This is a genomic window from Acidimicrobiia bacterium (assembly GCA_041393965.1).
Taxonomy (GTDB): Bacteria; Actinomycetota; Acidimicrobiia; order Spongiisociales; family UBA5794; genus UBA5794.
Genome location: JAWKJB010000003.1, coordinates 274409 through 293041, shown reverse-complemented (window position 1 = coordinate 293041; position 18633 = coordinate 274409). Strand labels below are relative to the sequence as shown.

At 64.7% G+C, this 18633-nt stretch carries 18 protein-coding genes; 6 read left to right on the top strand and 12 right to left on the bottom strand.

Going from position 1 to position 18633, the window contains the following annotated elements; translation table 11 throughout:
• Positions 1 to 27: 27 nt before the first annotated feature.
• From R2823_10085 to R2823_10065, 5 genes are all read right to left on the bottom strand, one after another.
• Complete coding sequence (locus R2823_10085) at positions 28 to 219, bottom strand: hypothetical protein (protein MEZ5176538.1); 192 nt, start codon at positions 217 to 219, stop codon at positions 28 to 30.
• Between the two features lie 61 nt (positions 220 to 280).
• The gene (locus R2823_10080) at positions 281 to 571 is read right to left on the bottom strand and encodes a hypothetical protein (protein ID MEZ5176537.1); all 291 of its coding nucleotides are present in this window, start codon (positions 569 to 571) and stop codon (positions 281 to 283) included.
• A 104-nt stretch (positions 572 to 675) separates the two neighbouring features.
• Positions 676 to 1056, bottom strand: a complete 381-nt coding sequence (locus tag R2823_10075; GenBank protein MEZ5176536.1) for a hypothetical protein — start codon at positions 1054 to 1056, stop codon at positions 676 to 678.
• Positions 1053 to 2465, bottom strand: a complete 1413-nt coding sequence (locus tag R2823_10070) for a DUF5719 family protein (protein ID MEZ5176535.1) — start codon at positions 2463 to 2465, stop codon at positions 1053 to 1055. The genes R2823_10075 and R2823_10070 overlap by 4 nt, the downstream gene beginning before the upstream one ends.
• On the bottom strand, positions 2462 to 5257 hold the full coding sequence (locus R2823_10065) for a hypothetical protein (GenBank protein ID MEZ5176534.1): 2796 nt from the start codon (positions 5255 to 5257) through the stop codon (positions 2462 to 2464). The genes R2823_10070 and R2823_10065 overlap by 4 nt, the downstream gene beginning before the upstream one ends.
• Between R2823_10065 and R2823_10060 the strand changes: the two genes are divergently transcribed.
• Genes R2823_10060 through R2823_10050 form a run of 3 tightly spaced genes read left to right on the top strand, consistent with a single transcriptional unit; the run spans position 5258 to position 7806 of the window.
• Positions 5258 to 6223 (top strand): 2-phospho-L-lactate transferase CofD family protein, encoded by a 966-nt coding sequence (locus R2823_10060; GenBank protein ID MEZ5176533.1) that lies wholly within the window; start codon positions 5258 to 5260, stop codon positions 6221 to 6223.
• Positions 6220 to 6930 carry a coenzyme F420-0:L-glutamate ligase gene (cofE, locus tag R2823_10055; GenBank protein ID MEZ5176532.1) on the top strand — a complete coding sequence of 237 codons (711 nt, stop codon included), beginning with the start codon at positions 6220 to 6222 and terminating at the stop codon, positions 6928 to 6930. The genes R2823_10060 and cofE overlap by 4 nt, the downstream gene beginning before the upstream one ends.
• Before the next feature lie 3 nt (positions 6931 to 6933).
• Positions 6934 to 7806: a DNA-formamidopyrimidine glycosylase family protein gene (locus tag R2823_10050; GenBank protein MEZ5176531.1), complete on the top strand. Its 873-nt coding sequence runs from the start codon at positions 6934 to 6936 to the stop codon at positions 7804 to 7806.
• A gap of 29 nt (positions 7807 to 7835) precedes the next feature.
• On the opposite strand, the gene R2823_10045 is transcribed toward R2823_10050, so the two are convergent.
• Genes R2823_10045 through R2823_10035 form a run of 3 tightly spaced genes read right to left on the bottom strand, consistent with a single transcriptional unit; the run spans position 7836 to position 10160 of the window.
• Positions 7836 to 8774: a GDP-mannose 4,6-dehydratase gene (locus R2823_10045; protein MEZ5176530.1), complete on the bottom strand. Its 939-nt coding sequence runs from the start codon at positions 8772 to 8774 to the stop codon at positions 7836 to 7838.
• A 1-nt stretch (position 8775) separates the two neighbouring features.
• Entirely contained in the window at positions 8776 to 9447 is a 672-nt protein-coding gene (locus R2823_10040; protein ID MEZ5176529.1) for a hypothetical protein, read from the bottom strand.
• A 23-nt stretch (positions 9448 to 9470) separates the two neighbouring features.
• Complete coding sequence (locus R2823_10035) at positions 9471 to 10160, bottom strand: biotin--[acetyl-CoA-carboxylase] ligase (protein MEZ5176528.1); 690 nt, start codon at positions 10158 to 10160, stop codon at positions 9471 to 9473.
• A 57-nt stretch (positions 10161 to 10217) separates the two neighbouring features.
• Between R2823_10035 and R2823_10030 the strand changes: the two genes are divergently transcribed.
• The 3 genes from R2823_10030 (at position 10218) to R2823_10020 (ending at position 14230) form a co-directional block, all read left to right on the top strand.
• Positions 10218 to 11768, top strand: a complete 1551-nt coding sequence (locus R2823_10030; protein MEZ5176527.1) for an acyl-CoA carboxylase subunit beta — start codon at positions 10218 to 10220, stop codon at positions 11766 to 11768.
• A 64-nt stretch (positions 11769 to 11832) separates the two neighbouring features.
• On the top strand, positions 11833 to 13587 hold the full coding sequence (locus R2823_10025) for a biotin carboxylase N-terminal domain-containing protein (protein ID MEZ5176526.1): 1755 nt from the start codon (positions 11833 to 11835) through the stop codon (positions 13585 to 13587).
• Positions 13588 to 13675: 88 nt separating this feature from the next.
• The gene (locus tag R2823_10020; protein MEZ5176525.1) at positions 13676 to 14230 is read left to right on the top strand and encodes a hypothetical protein; all 555 of its coding nucleotides are present in this window, start codon (positions 13676 to 13678) and stop codon (positions 14228 to 14230) included.
• On the opposite strand, the gene R2823_10015 is transcribed toward R2823_10020, so the two are convergent.
• The 4 genes from R2823_10015 to R2823_10000 form a co-directional block, all read right to left on the bottom strand.
• Positions 14190 to 14609, bottom strand: coding sequence for a VOC family protein (locus tag R2823_10015; protein MEZ5176524.1), 420 nt, complete (start codon positions 14607 to 14609; stop codon positions 14190 to 14192). The genes R2823_10020 and R2823_10015 overlap by 41 nt on opposite strands.
• 628 nt (positions 14610 to 15237) lie before the next feature.
• Entirely contained in the window at positions 15238 to 15612 is a 375-nt protein-coding gene (locus tag R2823_10010; protein MEZ5176523.1) for a DUF488 family protein, read from the bottom strand.
• A 7-nt stretch (positions 15613 to 15619) separates the two neighbouring features.
• Complete coding sequence (locus R2823_10005) at positions 15620 to 16990, bottom strand: FAD-dependent oxidoreductase (GenBank protein ID MEZ5176522.1); 1371 nt, start codon at positions 16988 to 16990, stop codon at positions 15620 to 15622.
• 10 nt (positions 16991 to 17000) lie between these two features.
• A complete protein-coding gene (locus R2823_10000; protein ID MEZ5176521.1) occupies positions 17001 to 18563 on the bottom strand; it encodes a methylmalonyl-CoA mutase family protein in 1563 nt (520 codons plus the stop codon).
• Positions 18564 to 18633 lie beyond the last annotated feature (70 nt).

Here is an 18633-nt window from a genome sequence, read left to right as displayed (position 1 = left end):
ACCGGCCGCGAAGCGTACGGGTCCGGTTCAGTCCCCGACTCGGCCGATGATCCCACTGACATCCACCGTTTCGCCATCGCGATCCCACCAGCGAGCCTCGCAGATGTGGCAGGAGCAGAACAGGACTTCGGTTCCGTCCGGAAGCGACATCTCGATCTGGATCACGGAATTCGAGCCGCACGATGTGCAGGTCAAGCCACTACCGGGTGCGTTGTCCACATGCCCTCCATGCATCTGCGCCGTCGCCCAACGACGGGGCAAGTATGCCAGTCTGACTCCTCTAATCCGAGGATTCCGACATCTCGGGAATGTCGACGCTTCTCCCGAGATACTTGGATCGCCGCTTCCCGTCTTCGGTCCAGTACGCGTAGTAGTACGGCCCGTGGGGGCAGGTCGTGCACGAGTCCTTTCCGCAGCGCACCATCTGGCTGCGGACCCTGACATCGGGTCCTGTTGCCGGAAAGGAGTGGCCCTGTGACTCCAGTCTCGCCCTCGTGAGCATCAGTAGGCGTCGGAGTTCGGGTTCGTCCATCTCGCGGACGGCGTCGATGACATCCCGGTCGATGGCCATCAGCCAACGCTCCGAACCAAGCGCACACAGGCCTGCAATTTCGTGATCATGGGGTTGGCAAGGTAGAGCTCGGGTGTCCGCACTCCAAGGACCTCACCACCCGGTCACAGCCCCGCTTTGGCGCGCGCCCTCGAAAGCGCTCGCCGGGTCGGAACCCCCGTGAGGACCGCAACCGGGTCCGATTCGGCATCGATGAACACGGTCAGCGGAACCGCAACGACACGCCACTCGTCGAAGCGCGACGGTTCGAGGTCGTAGGTGACTTCCCGATATCGGAGTCCGGCGTCCTTGAGCGAAGCGATCGCTTCCTTGCAGGTCCGGCAGTCCGTTGAGGTGAACAGCACGACCCCGGGCCGATCCCCGAGATCGCCGACGACGACCGCCGGATGCAACGGCTTGCGCAACCGGTTGGCGAGATGGGCGATCACCAATGCAGCGGCGATGATCGCGGCCACGACCAAGATCCTTGCCAATGGGTCGCTCATAGGCCAGCGATACCGGCGGTGAGGGCGACCCCCCGCTCCCCGCTGATCTCCCATGCAACGGTGACCGGTGAGTCGGCCCGCACCGAGTAGCCGGAGATGCCGATCCCGACATCGACCTCGATCCCAATCGTTGAACCCGCGGGGATGGTCACAACGGCAGGGTCACCGTCGGTGTCGGACAACGGGAGAAGGGTGGCCGTGGTTGGTGTGTCGGCCGGGTTCATCACCCAAACGATGGTGGAGGCGTCGAGCAGCGTGTCGAGCGGCACCATCCAGGTCGTCGATGACTCCCGAAGCCCGACCATGCCTGCAAGTCCCCTGATGAACTCGGTTGTCGCCGTCTCGTCCGAGGGTTGGGAGGTGCCCTGACCATCACCGGGTTCACCCGCATCGTCCTCATCCGGAACCGGCACGGTGGCAACGACGGAGGCCGCGATGGGGCTCGACGCACGGACTCGAGCCCCGTATGGCGGCGCGGCGATATCCGACAGCGGGATCAGCGCGGGAGCGGATCCGTCGATGACGATCTCCCGTGCGGCAACGATGGGCCCGTTCTCGGTGATGACATCAACGGTGACGGTGACCTCATCGTCACCTGCGGACATCACCGCGAGGAACGGCTCGAGCCGACCGGGTGTCACGATTGGGAAGTCCCATGTCTGGGACGGGGCGGCCCCTGGCCACATGGCTACTCCCCGATCGTCCGAGCGGATGAGGGCGGGTATCACGAGCCCACTCGCGGTCTCGACCGTGAACGCAAGTTCGTCACGGAACGGAAGGAACGGCTCGAGATCGATCGTCGTCCACGATCGGCCCGCGACATCGATCGATTCGAGGTCGGCGACGAGGTCGAGGTTGAACTCCGAGTAGGCCGTCACGGTGACTTCGGCGTTGTCGGCGAATGGGTTGAAAAGGCGGATCTCGGTGTAGGTGCCGGTCTTGGTGGAACCGCCCGTGAGGTACCACACCTTTGGCACCGAAACGGCACAACGATCGCCTGCAAGAAATCCGTCTGCGTGTTGGAGCGTCGCGACGGCGGCGGGCCCGTCCGACACCTCGACGGTGGCAGGGGACTCGCCCCGCCGTACGACTCCTCCGACATCGATTGCCGTGGCACCGGGACCCACGATGTCGAAATCGAAGACGGTCGGTTCGGTGTTCGAGATCGGGTCGAGCAGGGTCAGCGAAACATCGGCCGACGGATCGGATGCGACCACGACATCGGTATCGGCGACATCACCGGCTTCAACCCACGGGCAGTACCACACGCTCGGACTTGCGGCCGCACCGTCCCCATCGGTCGTGTCGGTCGAGCCGAAGTCGGGTGGTGGCGCCGCGGTCGGACCCGTCTGGACGATCCCCACCACACCGATGATCACGGCGAGCGCCAGCAGCGCAATACCCCTCATCGTCGCCGCCTCGCCACGAGTCCGAGTGATCCGAGCAGGATCGCCACCCCGAGCACGATGAGCACTTGGAGTCTGCGCCCGCCATCGGCATCGAAGGTGACAACACCTTCGGCTGCCGAGACCTCGTTCATGTCGCCGACGATCTGGCTCGGGTCGGGCCCCCAACGGACATCGGGGTTCTCAGCGACAAACACCCGCGCTCCATCGGCGGCTTCGCCGCGGTACGACCAGCCCGTCCGGGCCCACGACTCCGAGTTCGAGGTCAGCGCCCGCCCGATCGGGGTGACATCAGCCACGAAGACCGCATTCCCGGGACTCGACGAGAGCGGAAGCAGGTCGAGTTGGCCTGCGAACACGCTCCGCCACGCCTCGGCTGCCCCCGGCGTGTGGACTCCCGAACTCCCCCGCATGACCACAATCCATCGAATGCCGAACGCGGCAAGCTCGCCGCCAGCTCTGCGGGTCTCCCCGTTGATGATCGACGCCAGCTTCTCCTCAAGGAGATCGTCGAACGCTCCCCGCGGCGCGAGGTAGGTCTCCCCGAGGTCGGGGCCCGTCGCTGAGACAACACGGTACGCACCCCCCTTGATCGACCGATGGTCACCCGGGAGGTCCTGCGCATCGCCGACGAGAAGGACACGGCTCGTTTCGGCCTCACCCTCGTTCGCCCTCGTGAATCCGAGAGCGTCGGCGTACACATCGCCGGGGAGGCCAACCCTTCCGCCGAGGACGATCGTCAACGATGCCACCACGAGGAGGATCGATGCGACCGCACCGATGCCGAGAAGGACCCGGCGCATCGAGCCGATACCGGATGCAAGGACCCTCTCGAATATCGCTGCGATCAGAATCGCAGCACCCAGTCCGACGATCGCGAGCGAAACCGACTCAGTTTCGACGCCCCAGCCGAAGTCGCCTGCTCGTGATCCAAGAAATCCGACCGCGGCAATGAGGGCCGCCCACCCGGTGACGACGCGGAGCTCGGACCTCGCCCCGCCCACGGCAGCGACGGCAACGACCACGCCGGCGACGCCGAACACCGGCGACACTTCCCAATACGAGAAGCCGACCCTCGCGATGGCGACGAGATCGACCTGCCAGATCCACGGCGAGAGCATCAGGCCGGCGATGGCGGTCCCGGCGAGGGCGAGGATGGCCCCCATCCACGCTCCGGAATCATTCATCCGCAAGAAGGCGTACACCCCAATGGCGGGGGCAAGGACGAGCAGGAACAGCGGCGACAACCCACCGACGACACCGAAGACGAGCCCGACACCGGCGACCCGCCCGACGCCGGCCCACACGCCGTCACGGAGCGACGCAAGGCACAAGCGGAGTGCCCACGGAACAAGGCCGACGGCGATCAGCGTCCCGATGTGGGTGTTGTTCGCGATCCCCTGCGCCGCGGGCCCTGCCACATAGACGATGCCGCCGACCAGCGCCGGTGCGGCGGGGATGGACCAGGTCCGAAGGAGCCGCGTCATCCCCCACAGTCCGGCGAGCAGGGAACCTGCCGTCAGCAGGTACTCGGCGAGGTTGCCGATGTGAAGCGTGAGGATCCTCGCAAGGCCGACCAGCAGGAGCAGGGGTCGAAGCGCCTCTGCGCTTCCCAACCCGGCGGGATTCCACCCACCGGCGTATCCCGCAACGGCGTCCCAACCGCTGACAGGGAACGGCATCGTGTAACCGACGGTCGGCAGACCGTCGGACCAGATGTTCCTCGCGGCAAGCAGAACGAACACCACCGCAAGGCCACCAACGACAAAGGCCGGCTGTCGAATGTCTGCGCCGATCGATTCGACCGTGAGCCGGTCGTCGCCGGGGAGACGCCTCCGCAGTGCCGATGCCACCGCCTGCGCGAGGTTGGCCATCTTGACGCTGCCCCTGCGCTGGAACCGAAACAACTCCGGATCGCCGCCGGTCCGGCCCCTGCGGGCGACCCGCCGCGCGGCGATGGTGCTCGGGGCCTTCATGAGGTTCCAGCCCCATGCCCTCACGAAGTCGAACACCAGCCAACGACCGAGGAACACCGAGACGACCGCCTCAACGATGCCGATCAGGAAGTCGAGGGGAATCGCCCACGCCAGCGTCAGGGGTCCGTACACCTTGAGCATCGCGCGAATCCTCGACGCCTCAGCCCGCCATCGGTTGCCACCCCTCCTCGTCCCCGCGTAGTCGACCACTGACGCCGGACTGATGATCGTTCTGGCTCCCTTGAGCCGTGCACGCTGCGACAGGTCGACGGCGGCCTCGAACGGCTCGAGTGCTTCGTCGACGCCGCCGAGACCCGCGAGCAGATCTCGCCGCACCATCATCGAGATGCCCGCCACCGCCGCGACATCCCGAACAACATCGTATTGGCCCTGATCCCGTTCCTCGGTGTCCATGCCGGTATACGGGACGCAGAATGCGTCGGTGACGAGCCCGACCGACAGCAGCTGATGATTGACGCCACCGACCACTTTGGATCCACCGATCGAAGCGTCGGTTCGCTCCATGTCGGCGATCAGGGACGACATTGCGTCAGGGCGGGGAACCGCTCCCTCACGCACGAACCACACATGGGTGACACCGGCGGGGAGACGGGACATGACCTCGGCGATCGTCGGCCGGCTCACCACCCGTCGACCACTGACGGTGGCGTCGGGAACTGCCGAATCCCCGACAACCACGACTCCGACCTGCTCGTACACTTGCGCATCGAGCGCATGAAGCGTCGCTTCGATTCCACCGTCGGGATCGGCGAGCACCACGGTCGCAACCGCGGCGTGGCGTGTGGATGTCATGGGCATGTGAGGTGCATTCTGGAGTCGAAGCGGCCCTACTTCAATCATCGGGTGGTTCTCCTCGCCGGCGGTGTCGGTGGGGCGCGCATGGCCCGAGCACTCCGGTCGGTCCTCGGACCCGGCCTTCTCACGGTGATTGCCAATGTCGGGGACAATGTCGAACGATACGGCGTGACGATCGCTGCCGACCCCGACACCATCCTCTACACCCTGGCTGGCGTCGTTGGTCCCGATGGCTGGGGTCGGGAGAACGACACCTTCCGGATCATGGACGAACTCGGCACCCTTGGGGTCGACACCACCATGCGACTCGGCGACAAGGACTTCGCACTGTGCGCGTATCGTACCGCTCGACTCCACGAGGGCGTTCCACTGTCGGTGATCACGACTGACCTCGGTCGCCATTTCGGAATCGACGATGTGACGCTGCTTCCCGCGAGCGACGATCCCGTCGCGACAAGTGTGCAGATCGCCGGCGGCGCGTGGCTCGACTTCCAGACCTACTTCGTGGACCGACGCCACCGCGACGCCGTGACCGCGGTCGCCTACATCGGCTCCGTCGAGGCTCGACCCGCGCCAGGTGTGCTCGAGGCCATCGCGGAAGCGGATCTCGTGATCATCGCCCCTTCGAATCCGCCCCTTTCGATCTGGCCCATCTCGGCCATCGAGCCGATCAGCGTTGCGGTTGCGGCACATCCGAACACGGCAGCGGTGAGTCCCCTGTTCGGTGGCAAGCCCCTCAAGGGACCCGCCGATGCCGTCATGGCCGGCCTCGGCCTTGCCCCGAGCACGGAGGGCGTTCTCGACGCGTACGATGGGCTCATCGACGCGCTCTTTGTGGACATCGACGACGCAGCCGACACGGTGCTCGGCCACGATCGGGGGGTCACCGTCCACGCGGTGAATACCCGCCTCGATCCGGTCGGAGGCCCGGAGGTCGCCGCAACCATCCTGACCCTGATGGTGTCATGACGCATCCCCCGGCGCCGCTGATGATCTGGCCCGTCGTTGGAATCGGCGAGATACAGCATGGCGACAACCTCGCCGAGATGGTGGTCGACGCCACGGAAGCCAACGGAACGCCGATCGCGGAGGACGACATCGTGGTCATCACGCACAAGGTCGTCTCGAAGGCGGAGGGCCGGATCCGCCAGATTCCCGACGAGGCGACCTACCGACAGCTCGTCGAAGCGGAGTCCGTCCGAATCCTCCGCCGCCGAGGCGACACCGTCATCGCCCAGACACGCCACGGATTCATCTGCGCGAACGCGGCGGTCGATCGGTCGAATGTTGCCCATGGCTACGCCGTGCTGCTCCCCGTGGATCCGGACCGTTCCGCCCACCGCATCCGGATCCGCATCGAGCGCGCAACGGGGAAACGCATCGGGGTCATCATCACCGACACCTTCGGTCGGCCGTGGCGGCGCGGCCTCACCGATGTCGCGATCGGCATCTCCGGCCTGCCCTCGCTTGTCGATCTGCGCGGCACGACGGACTCGCACGGGAACACGCTGCGGGTCACCGAAGTTGCTGCCGTGGATGAGATTGCGTCGGCTGCCGATCTTGTGATGGGCAAGGCTGCAGCAGTCCCCGCCGCGTTGGTGCGGGGTCTCGTGCTCGCAGGGGACGGGCGAGTGACGGACCTGGTGCGGCCAGCCGACGAAGACTTCTTCAGGTGACCGATGCCTGAACTCCCCGAGATCGAGGCGTACCTCCACGCGTTGCGTCACCGCATCGTGGGCGCGGTTCTCGAACAGGTCCGGATCGTGTCGTTCTCACTCCTCAAGACGGTCGAACCATCGATCGAGGAGACCGAGGGCAGGGTCGTCGAGCGTGTGCGCAGGATCGGCAAGCGCATCTCCATCGATCTCGACAATGCGCTGAATCTCGTGATCCACCTGATGGTCGCGGGTCGTCTCGGGTGGTTCGAGACCCGCCCTTCGAAGCCCAAACGGGGCACCCTGGCCGCCTTCGACTTCTCGACCGGGACGCTTGTCCTCACCGAGGCGGGCACAAAGCGGCGCGCCTCGCTTGCGGTTCTGCGCAACACCGACGACATCGATCCCGGTGGTATCGAGATCGCCGATGCCACCCGGTCCGAGTTCGCGGCTGCTCTCCTTACGAATCGGCACACGCTCAAGCGAGCGCTCACGGACGCCAGATACTTCTCGGGTATCGGTGGGTCGTTCTCCGACGAGATCCTCCACCGCGCCCGACTGTCCCCGACCCAGATCAACACCAACCTCACCGACGAGGAGATTACGACGCTGTTCGACGCCTGCCGGATGGTTCTCAGCGAATGGACCGACAAGCGCATCGCCGAGACCGGAAGCGGGTTCCCCGCCAAGGTGACGGCATTCCATCCGGACATGGCCGTGCACGGCAAGTTCGGCGAGCCCTGCCCGGCGTGCGGAGCGACGATCCAGCGCATCGTCGCGAAGGATCGCGAGACGAATTACTGCCCCACCTGTCAGACCGAGGGCCGGATCCTCGCAGATCGGGCTCTGTCACGCCTACTCAGGGACGACTGGCCGAGGCACGCAGCCGAGAGCTGAACGCCGCCACAGCGGTCACGACGAACTGGCTACCTCGCAGATCTGGCCCATGCCACGGTTTGGGCGATGCCGTCGGCGAGGCTCGTCCACGGTTCCCATCCGAGGTGGGCTTGGGCAAGCGACGGATCGAGACACGATCGGAGCTGCTCCCCGCGCTTCGGGGCAGCCATCACCGGCGCCACATCGACGCCGGTCGCGCCCGCGATGGCATCGTAGAGGCTCAGGATCGAGGTCTCGATGCCGGTGCCAATGTTCAGGAAGCGGGACCCGCCGATCCGGGATGCCCGGAGCATCGCATCGGCGACATCTTCGACGAACACGAAATCTCTCGTCTGGAGACCATCCCCGAAGATCGTCGGCGTTGTGTGCTCGAGCAGCGATCCGATGAAGATAGCGACGACACCCGCCTCGCCGTGGGGATCCTGTCTCGGGCCGTAGACATTCGCAAAGCCGAGCGACATGCAGTCGATGCCGTGCGTGCGGTCATAGTAGGCGAGGTACTGATCGGCGACGCTCTTGGAGACACCGTACGGTGACTCCGGCTTGCGCTCCTGGGTCTCGGGAGTCGGGAGGTTGAAGGTGTCCCCGAACACCGCACCACCCGATGAGGCGAACACAAACCGCTCGGTGTTGCTGTGCCTCGCCGCTTCGAGCATGTTGACCGTTCCGAGCACATTGCTGCGTGCATCCGCAACGGGATCGGCGACGGAGTATCGAACATCGATCTGGGCGGCGAGATGAAAGATTGTGTCGGGCTGGAACGACCGAACGAGATCGATGACTTCAGCCGAGCCGATGTCGATCTGGTGAAGCTTGGTCCGACCGCTGTCACGGGCGTACGAGAGGTTCGCGATCGAACCGGACGACAGATCGTCGAGCACGAGCACCTCGTGACCCTCGTCGACGAGCAGGTCGACGAGGTTCGAGCCGATGAACCCGGCGCCTCCCGTCACCACGGACTTGTTCATCTCAGACCCTCGGAGGCAGCTGCTCGGTGAAAAAGGCGATTACGCGATCGATGGTGTCGCGGTATCGGGCATCGTCGAAGGCATCCGTGCCCGCATCCCAGAAGCCCTCCTCCCCCGACGCATAGATGACCATGGCAAGGTGGGGGTTGTCGGCTTGCGCGTCGCGCGTGGCTTCGAGATCGACGGAGGCGTCCTTTCGCGACAGGATCGCCAACGCATCGATCCCGGCGCTATGCAGGAGCTCTGCGTCGGCGCCATCGATGGTCGCTGCGACGATCGCAGCCGCGACGCACCGTGGGTCCGCGTGCGCGAGTTCCACGAGGTCGCCAATGCCCGCTCCGAAGGCGAGAACGCCGTAACCCAGTTGGCCGTTGGACCACTCGCCCGATGGATCACCGACAAACGCGGCAGCAGCTCGCGAGACTGAGCGATTGTGTTCCCGGGAGTCGGTGAGATCGAGGGCGAGGGCAGCGATGCCGTGCCGGGCGAGAACCCTGCAGATGTCCTTGATCGTGCTCGTCGGCAGGGGTGCGGGCCCGTAGATGAGCACCGTTGGCCACTCCCCCGCTCCGTCGGGCCGTGCGAGATAGCCTCCAAAGACGCGTGGTCCCGCCGGCACGCTGGTGGTGCCGTAGATGATGTCGATGATGCCTTCGCCTGTCTGGACGGCCAAAGGTCCCTCCTTCCGGGCGCAGGCTAGCGGTGCCCGCGAAGGTGGACATCTCCCGCGTGGAGGGTGATCATGCCATCAGGTGTCTCCACGACGAGGGCGCCATCGATACCGAGATCCCTTGCACGACCCGATCCTTCATCCCACACAATGTCACGGCCGAGCGTCGCAGATCGTGATCGGTACTCCTCCTCCTGCCACTGCCCGGATGGGGCCTCCATCGCCGCAAGCAGCAAGGCAGCCCAGCGATTCGCGAGGTCCGGGGCGACGGCTGGCCCGGGGTCCTCGTCGTACAAAAAGGCTGCGCCGACGACGGGATTGCGCCAGAACAGATTGACACCGCAGCCAACCGTCACCGTGTCACCGTCGAGTTCGACCAGAACACCCCCAACTTTCCTCCCGGCAACGACGAGATCGTTCGGCCACTTGAGCTGAACACCGCCGAACCCGCGTTCTTCGAGGGCGCCGCACATCACGAGACCCGCCGTCAGAGGAATGAGCGTTCGATGTTCGGGGTCCCACCGGGTCCGGAAGGCGACCGATGAGAACAAGGCCCGGTCGGGCTGCTCCCACAACCTGCCCTGGCGGCCCCTTCCGGCTACTTGGCGGTCGGCAACGACCAGGGTCGGGCGTCCCGTTGCGGCGTGGCGCAAGGCCGCTTCATCCTGGGTGGTTCCCACCTCGGAGAGGTGCACGATGTCGTAGTGTGTAGCCATAACCGATCCGGGCAAGTCGAAGTCACTGTGGCCGAGGCGAGCCTACCGGGAGGACCGGTGAGTACGGAAGAACGAATTGAGAAGCTCCGGGCGCTTCGTGAAGCGTCGGTGCGGCCGGACAACCAGCGCGCCGTCGACCGTCAGCACGACGCAGGAAAACTGACCGCACGCGAGCGGATCGAGATCCTCGTCGACAAGGGTTCGTTCCAGGAGATCGACCCGTTCGTCCGACACAAGACCCAGGGATTCGGCCTAGAGGAAAAACGACCGCTGGGAGATGCCGTCGTGACCGGCTGGGGGACGATCGACGGACGGACCGTGATGGTGTTCGCGGAGGATTTCACGAGGTTCGGAGGATCCCTCGGTGAAGTCGTCGCGGACAAGATCTGCAAGCTGCTCGACCTCGCACTCGATACCGGGACACCGGTCATCGGCCTGAAGGACTCAGGAGGTGCCCGGATCCAGGAAGGCGTCGTCGGGCTCGACGGTTACGGTCGTATCTTCGAACGCAATGTCCGCGCATCGGGGGTGATTCCCCAGATCTCGGTGATCATGGGCCCGTGTGCAGGCGGCGCCGTGTATTCGCCTGTCCTGACCGACTTCATCTTCCAGGTCGAGGGCACATCTCACCTGTTCATCACCGGTCCCGATGTGATCAAGACCGTCACCGGCGAGGAAGTCACGATGGACGAACTCGGCGGTGCGCATGCCCATGCTTCGAAGTCCGGCGTCACGCACTTCGTCGTCGGCGACGACCGAGAAGCGCTGGAGGAGATCAGGTTCCTGTTGTCGCTTCTGCCATCGAACAACATGGAGGTCGCACCGTTCTTCACACCGACCGATGCACCCGATCGAACCGACGAGGAACTGACCACAATCATCCCCGACTCGGCGAATCAGCCATACGATGTCGTCGATGTCATCGAGAGCATCGTCGACAACGGCGAGTTCTTCGAAGTCCACGAACACTGGGCCGGCAACATCGTGGTCGGATTCGCAAGGCTCGACGGGTACACGGTCGGCATCGTGGCGAACCAGCCGGCCGTCCTCGCGGGAACGCTCGACATCGACGCGTCGGTGAAAGGGGCTCGCTTCGTGCGCTTCTGCGATGCGTTCAACATCCCGCTTGTCACACTCGTCGATGTGCCCGGATTCCTCCCCGGGGTCGATCAGGAGCATCGAGGCATCATCCGCCACGGGGCAAAGCTGCTGTACGCGTTCTCCGAAGCGACGGTGCCCCGGGTCACCGTGATTCTCCGAAAAGCCTATGGAGGCGCCTACCTCGTCATGAACTCCAGAGCGGTGCGGGCGGATTTCGTGTTCGCATGGCCCACGGCCGAGATCGCCGTGATGGGTGCCCAAGGGGCGGTGAATGTCATCTACCGCAGGGAGCTCGCCGGCGCCGCCGACCCCGACGCGACGCGCAGTGGTCTCGTCGCCCAGTATGAGGAGCAGTTCAACAATCCGTATGTAGCGGCCGAACGCGGGCTGGTCGATGATGTGATCGAACCCCGCGAGACAAGGCCGCGGCTGATCCGTGCAATGGAGATGCTCCGGAACAAGCGTGAGGCCCTCCCCCCGAAGAAGCATGGGAACATCCCCCTGTGACGATCAAGGGAGATGAAGGGCCCACCAATCCTCCCCTGCCGTGAGGGAAGCGGAGCACCGTAGGATGCAGGCCGTGGAATCCATCCTTATCGCAAACCGGGGCGAGATCGCGGTCCGTGTCATACGGGCGGCACGGGACCTCGGGCTCAGGACCATCGCGATCTACTCCGAACTCGACCGTGACGCCGTCCATACGGAAATGGCGGACGAGGCCTGGAATGTCGGGACGGCACCGGCATCGGACTCCTACCTCAACATCGAGCGGATTCTCGAGATCGCAAGGAAGTCGAAGGCCTCCGCCGTCCACCCCGGATACGGTTTTCTCGCCGAGAACGCGACCTTCGCTCAGGCCGTCATCGACGCCGGCCTGACCTGGATCGGACCACCCCCGAGTGCCATCGCGATGATGGGTGACAAGATCGAGTCCCGCGTTGCGGCCGAAAGAGCCGGTGTCCCCGGCGTACCGGGAACGCTCGAACCACTCACCACCGCAGACCAGGTAGGGGCGTTCGCCGCCGAGCACGGCTTCCCGGTCGCCATCAAGGCGGCTGCCGGTGGTGGAGGTCGCGGACTCAAGGTCGTACGATCCGCAGAAGGACTGGCGGAGGCGTTCGAGTCGGCTGGCCGTGAGGCAGCGTCGTGGTTCGGCAATCCGGCCGTCTATGTCGAACGGTACCTCGAAGCGGCGCGACACATCGAGGCTCAGGTGCTGTTCGATCACCACGGCAACGGGTTCTTCTTCGGTGAGCGGGACTGCTCGTTGCAGCGCCGACACCAAAAGCTCGTCGAGGAGGCGCCTGCACCGGGTTTCACCACCGAGCTGCGGACTCGTCTCGGTGAGCTGGCCTTGGCGCTCGGGCACGCGGCGGGCTACCAGTCGGCCGGAACCGTCGAGTTCCTCTTCGCCGATGGCGAGTTCTACTTCCTCGAGATGAACACACGGATCCAGGTCGAACACACCGTGACCGAGGAGGTCTTCGGCGTCGACCTCGTTGCCGACCAGATCAGGATCGCCATGGGAGAGACGCTCACGCCTCCGCGGTCGCTCGATCCGGTCGGGCACGCGATCGAGTTCCGTATCAATGCAGAAGATCCCTCCCGGGGTTTCTTGCCGACGCCTGGGACCCTCGTCCGGTATCACGAGCCTGCTGGCCCCGGCATCCGGATCGATTCGGGCGTTGTCCAAGGGTCGACGATCAGCCAGTACTACGACAACATGATCGCCAAGCTCATCGTGAAGGGAGCCTCCCGCGACGAGGCAATTCGTCGGGCGCGAAGGGCGCTGACGGAGTTCGAGGTCGGGGGCGTCGACACCACGATCGGCGCCCATCTTCGGGTGCTCGACAATGAGGCGTTCCTCAACGGCGATGTGAGCACGAGGCTCATCGAGGACTCGATCGACTTCTCGGACCTCGAGCGGCCCACGGCCCCGTCCCTCCCGGAGGAAGAGGAACTGGCGGAGCGTTCGATGACGGTCGAGGTCGGTGGCAGACGGTTCACGGTCAAGTACTGGGCGGCGGTGCTGACCGCTCCCGGGTCGGGCACGCGTGTGGCCCCAAGGCGCAAGGCCCCAAAGCTGGCGAAGCAGGCGGACACCGGTGGCGGCGAGGGGGCGGTGGTCGCCCCGATGCAGGGCACGATCGTCAAGATCCACCACAAGGCTGGCGAACATGTCGAAGCGGGCGAAGCCGTCTGCGTGCTTGAGGCCATGAAGATGGAGAACGAGATCAAGGCGCCGACCGGTGGGGAGATCGTGGATCTCAAGGCCCAGGTGGGCGACACCGTCTCGGCAGGTGCGGTCCTGATGGTGATCAGGTAGCGGCCCTTGCTCCGCGTGCCTTGACAGACTCGGCAATGATGCTTGACTCGTCGAACCCGACCGGGTCACGGAACCGGAGGAAGCGCTCGTGAAACGCACGATTCTGATATCGGTCTTGATCCTGGTCTTCGTGGCGGCGTGTGGCGGCGGCGACGATCCACTGACATCGAGCTCGGTTCCCGATGAGGGTTCGACGACGACCACCCCACAATCGCAGCCGGAAACGACGACATCGACTGCCACGGCCCCATCAGGCCCGATCGCGTTCGATACCCCGTGCGAGTTCGTTGATGACGATTCGATGGGCACGATCCTTGGCAAAGCAGTAGCTTCCGAGAAGCTGGGCAACGGCCTGTGCGCCTATTCCCCTACCGACGATCCGGGCAGTGGTGGCATCGAACTCCTCTTCCAGGATGTCACCGAAGTGGGTTGCGAGCTCGTGTTCAGCGTCGGCGGATTCGACGATGAGGAACCTGTTGACGGCCTCGGAACCGACGCCAAGTTCAAGAGCGGCGACATACCAGAGATCGCCGTCTGCTTCGATGATCGGATCTCACTGTTCGCCATTCTCTACGCGGATGTCGCAGATGCCAAGCAGGCGCTCATCGCAGTCGTTGAGGGTGCGGCTCCGAATCTGCCGTAGGACTCCTGGGTCGGGCAAACGCGATCAGGTGACCGTCACGGTCGAGTGAATACGCAGCATCGTCGCCCCAGTCCCTCGCGGTCAACGGCGCCACCTCGGTGGCTCCGGCACGGAGTGCCCGTGCATGCATGACAGCCGGATCGGTCACCAAGAGATACAGCTCGCACCGCGGCGCCCGGGATTCCCTTGGATCGGGTAGGTTCGGAAGGAGGGTCCGTATCCCGTCGATGGGCATCAGCCCGAGCTTCGAGCCACCCGGCAACGGAAACTCCGTCATTCCCACCACATCGAGTGATGGCTCGGCTCCAAGCACGGTCCGGTAGAAGTCGCGTGCACGCTGTTGATCGGCGACAAACAGGATGACCTGCGTCGATTCCAAACCAGCTCCTTGCCTTCCGAGTGCCTGTCCGGGTGTGGGCTGCTGCGTGACCTGACAGACGACAGCATAACCTCTTGGCAATCGAACATATGTTCGATACGATGGGCACCATGAAGGCACCGACCCCCACGGCGGGCGGGATCTTCGGAGAGGACGGCAGCACCACGGTGCTGGCCGAGGAACTCGCTCTCATGAAAGACGATGATCTGGAAGCATCGATCATCGAATTGAAGCAGCGCATCGATGCCCAACAGGCATGCCTGTTGGCTCGGGTTGCCGAGTACGACCGGCGTGCGCTGGGGCCGTTGCGACATCTGGTGTCAACGGTCAGTTGGTTGGTCAGTTGGTTGAAGGGCGCGCTACGGCTCACCTCGTCGGCAGCATCAACGATGGTCCGCACGGCACGGGGTCTTGCGGCAATGCCGGAGGTCGCCGACGCCGCCGCTACCGGTGCAGTCGCACCGGTAGGCTGTTCGTCTCCTGAATCAGGCACGGCGACGCCATCGAGTCGAGTTCGCCGTCCACGAGGCGGTGTTCCGAACGACCCGAAGAGATCGCGCAGAGCATGCCGCCGTAGGTGCCACTCGGGATGGCGTGAAGGCCCATTCGGCAGGTTGGCGATCGTGTCTCACTGCATCCGCAGCCTCGTGAGGTGGTCGAGGAGCACCCGAGCGCCCGAATGCTCCACATCCTTCGTCGCGGTGACCAGCACGACATCCCGCGTGCGCGCGATCTCCAACAGGTGCATCACAGCATCACGGGCGATTGGTGAGCCCTCGAGTTCCGTCTCGTAGCGTTGTGCGAACTCGTCGAAGAGCTCAGGCTGATGTCCATACCAGCGACGAAGGTCCGTACTCGGCGCCGCATCCTTGAGCCACTCATCCAGGGCAGCATCGATCTTCGACACACCACGGGGCCAGAGCCGATCCACCAACACCCGATATCCCTTGGCTCGGTCGGTGGCGTAGACACGGCTGATGGTGACAGTGGTACCGGCACTCACGCGGCATCTACTCCGCTGCTTCGGCGATGGATTCGGTCAGGGAAGGATGCACCATCAGCGTCTCGACGAGGATGTCAACACTCAGCCTTGCGTTGGTGGCGACCGCGATCGATCCGATGAGTTCCGAGGCGTGGTGGCCGACAACCGTGCCGCCGAGGACGATCCTGGTCGCGGGGTCCGAGACGAGCTTGACGAAACCCTTCGTATCCCCCTGGATGAGCGCCCTGGCGTTGGGAGCGAGCGGTACCTTCGTGATCCTGACCTTGCGCCCTTCGGCAGCAGCATCGACCTCCTCGAGCCCCACCGAGGCGATCTCGGGCTCGGTGAAAACGGCCTGGGCGACCTTGCGGTAGTCGATCGGATGGACCTCGTGTCCGAGGATGTGCCTCGCGATCTTGGTGCCTTGCATCGTCGCGACCGACGACAGCAGCATCTGGCCGGTCACATCACCTGCCGCATAGATATGGGGAGCCGAGGTGCGTTGGAACGGATCCACATCGATGAATCCCCCCGTGTGGGTGACACCGGCGAGCTCGAGTCCGAGATCGCCGCTGTTGGGGACCGATCCTACGGCGAGGAGGGCATGGGAACCCTTCACGACCCTGCCGTCTTCGGTCCTGACCGACACCTCGTTCCCGTTGCGATCGATTCTCGTCGCCCTCGAACCCTTCAGCAGTTCGACACCTCGCGCAAGGAAGTCCTCTTCGAGCACCGTTGCGACCTCGGCATCGCGATGTGGCAACACATGGTGTCGGCTCACGAGGAGAGCCACGGACGACCCGAGTGACGAGAAGATGTGGGTCATCTCGACACCCGTCACACCGGAACCAACGATCACCATCCGGGTCGGGAGCTCACCGAGGCGATACGCATGGCGCGTGGTGAGCACACGCTCCCCGTCGATCGGAGCCCAGTCAGGAATCCGTGGCCGTGACCCGGTCGCTATCACCGCATGATCGAATTGGATCTCGATCTGTCCGCCATCGGTCTCGGCAACAACGCTCGTAGCGCTCGCGAACCGTGCCCGGCCGCGGACAATCGTGACCCCCTGGGAGTCGAGGAGGTCCGTCACCGACGCGGCGATCGTGTTGGCGATGCGATCCGCACGATCCGACAGTCGCCCCATGTCGACGGTCACTTCGCCCGGATCGGACAAACCGAGGTTCGCTGCGTTTCTGATGGTCCGCATACGGATCGAGCTCGACACCATCGCCTTGGACGGAATGCAGTCCCACAGATGGGCCGCGCCGCCAACGATCTGGTCTTCGACGAGCGTCACCTTGGCGCCGAATCGGGCCGCCGTGGTTGCCGCTGCCTGACCACCGGGACCCCCGCCGATCACCACGACACGGGTCGGTACTTCTGGGTTGAACATCATCGACTCCGGATCAGCTTGCCGGACGGTAGCGACCGAAGACCGGGAGCAGTGCCGTCGTGATCTCTCCGATCGTCGCACCGACCATCAACGCGGCCTTCATCGGCTTGAGCAGGTTGTCGCCGCCGCGGGCGGTCGACTCGACCTCGGCCAGCAACGATGTCACCGCTTCGTCGTCGCGTTCGGACCGGTGGCGCTCGAGGGACGCAATCTGATCCTTCTCGAGTTGTGGATCGAGGGCGAGGATCTCGGGTTCCTCGTGGTTCGTGGTCACGAAGCGGTTGACCCCCACCACCGCTGAGGTCCCGGCATCGACGGCACGGGCGTGATCGTATGCCGCGCGTTCGATCTCGCCTTGCTGAAACCCGGCATCGATCGCCGCTACGGCCCCTCCGAGTTCGTCGATCCTCCCGATGAGTGCCCTTGCCTCGTCCTCGATCCGGTCGGTGAGCGACTCGACGAAGTAGCTGCCAGCAAGGGGATCGACGACATCACACACACCGGTTTCGCCCGCGAGGATCTGCTGGGTCCGAAGCGCCACGAGCGCCGACTCGTTGGTCGGAAGTCCGAGCGCCTCGTCGAATGCGTTCGTGTGCAGCGACTGGGTGCCGCCGAGGACCGCCGAGAGCCCCTGATAGGCGGTGCGCACCACATTGTTGAGGGGTTGTTGGGCCGTGAGCGACGACCCAGCGGTCTGGGTGTGGAAACGCATGCGCCAAGAGGCAGGGTCCTTCGCCCCCACCCGGTCACGCATCAGGTGAGCCCACAGACGGCGTGCGGCCCGGTACTTCCCGGCCTCTTCGAACAGGCCGTTGTGGGCGTTCCAGAAGAAGGAGAGACGCGGCGCGAGGGAATCGACCTCGATCCCTGCCGCCGCGGCGGCTTCCACATAGGCAAGCCCGTTGGCAATCGTGAATGCGACCTCCTGTGCCGCGGTCGATCCTGCCTCCCGGATGTGATATCCCGAGATGGAGATCGGGTTCCATTTCGGCAGTTCGGCTGCGCAATAGGCGAAGATGTCGGTGGTGAGACGAAGCGACGGCGCGGCGGGAAAGATGTAGGTACCCCGAGCGATGTATTCCTTGAGCACATCGTTTTGGATCGTGCCACGAAGCTCATCGGCTACGGCTCCCTGTTCCTCGGCAACGATCTCGTACATGAGGAGCAACATCGCTGCGGTCGAGTTGATCGTCATCGAGGTCGATACCTCGGCGAGGGGGATGCCGTCGAACAGGGTGCGCATATCGTCCACCGAATCGATGGCAACCCCGACCTTTCCTACCTCGCCTTCCGCGAGGTCTGCGTCGGAGTCCAGCCCCATCTGGGTGGGGAGGTCGAACGCGACCGAAAGTCCCGTCTGGCCCGCAGCGAGAAGTGCCTTGAACCGCTCGTTGGTCTCCCGTGCGCTCCCGAACCCGGCGTACTGGCGCATCGTCCACGGCCTTCCCACATACATGGTGGGATACGGGCCGCGCGTGAACGGGAATACGCCCGGTTCCCCGAGTCTTTGGTCTGCGTCCCACCCGGCGAGATCGGACGGTCCATACACATGCTTGTCGCCTGGTTCGGGATGCATCGCCTATCCGGGGTCGGTACCTATGCTCGGAATCGGTGCCGATAGTACCGCTGCACGCTGCAGCATCACG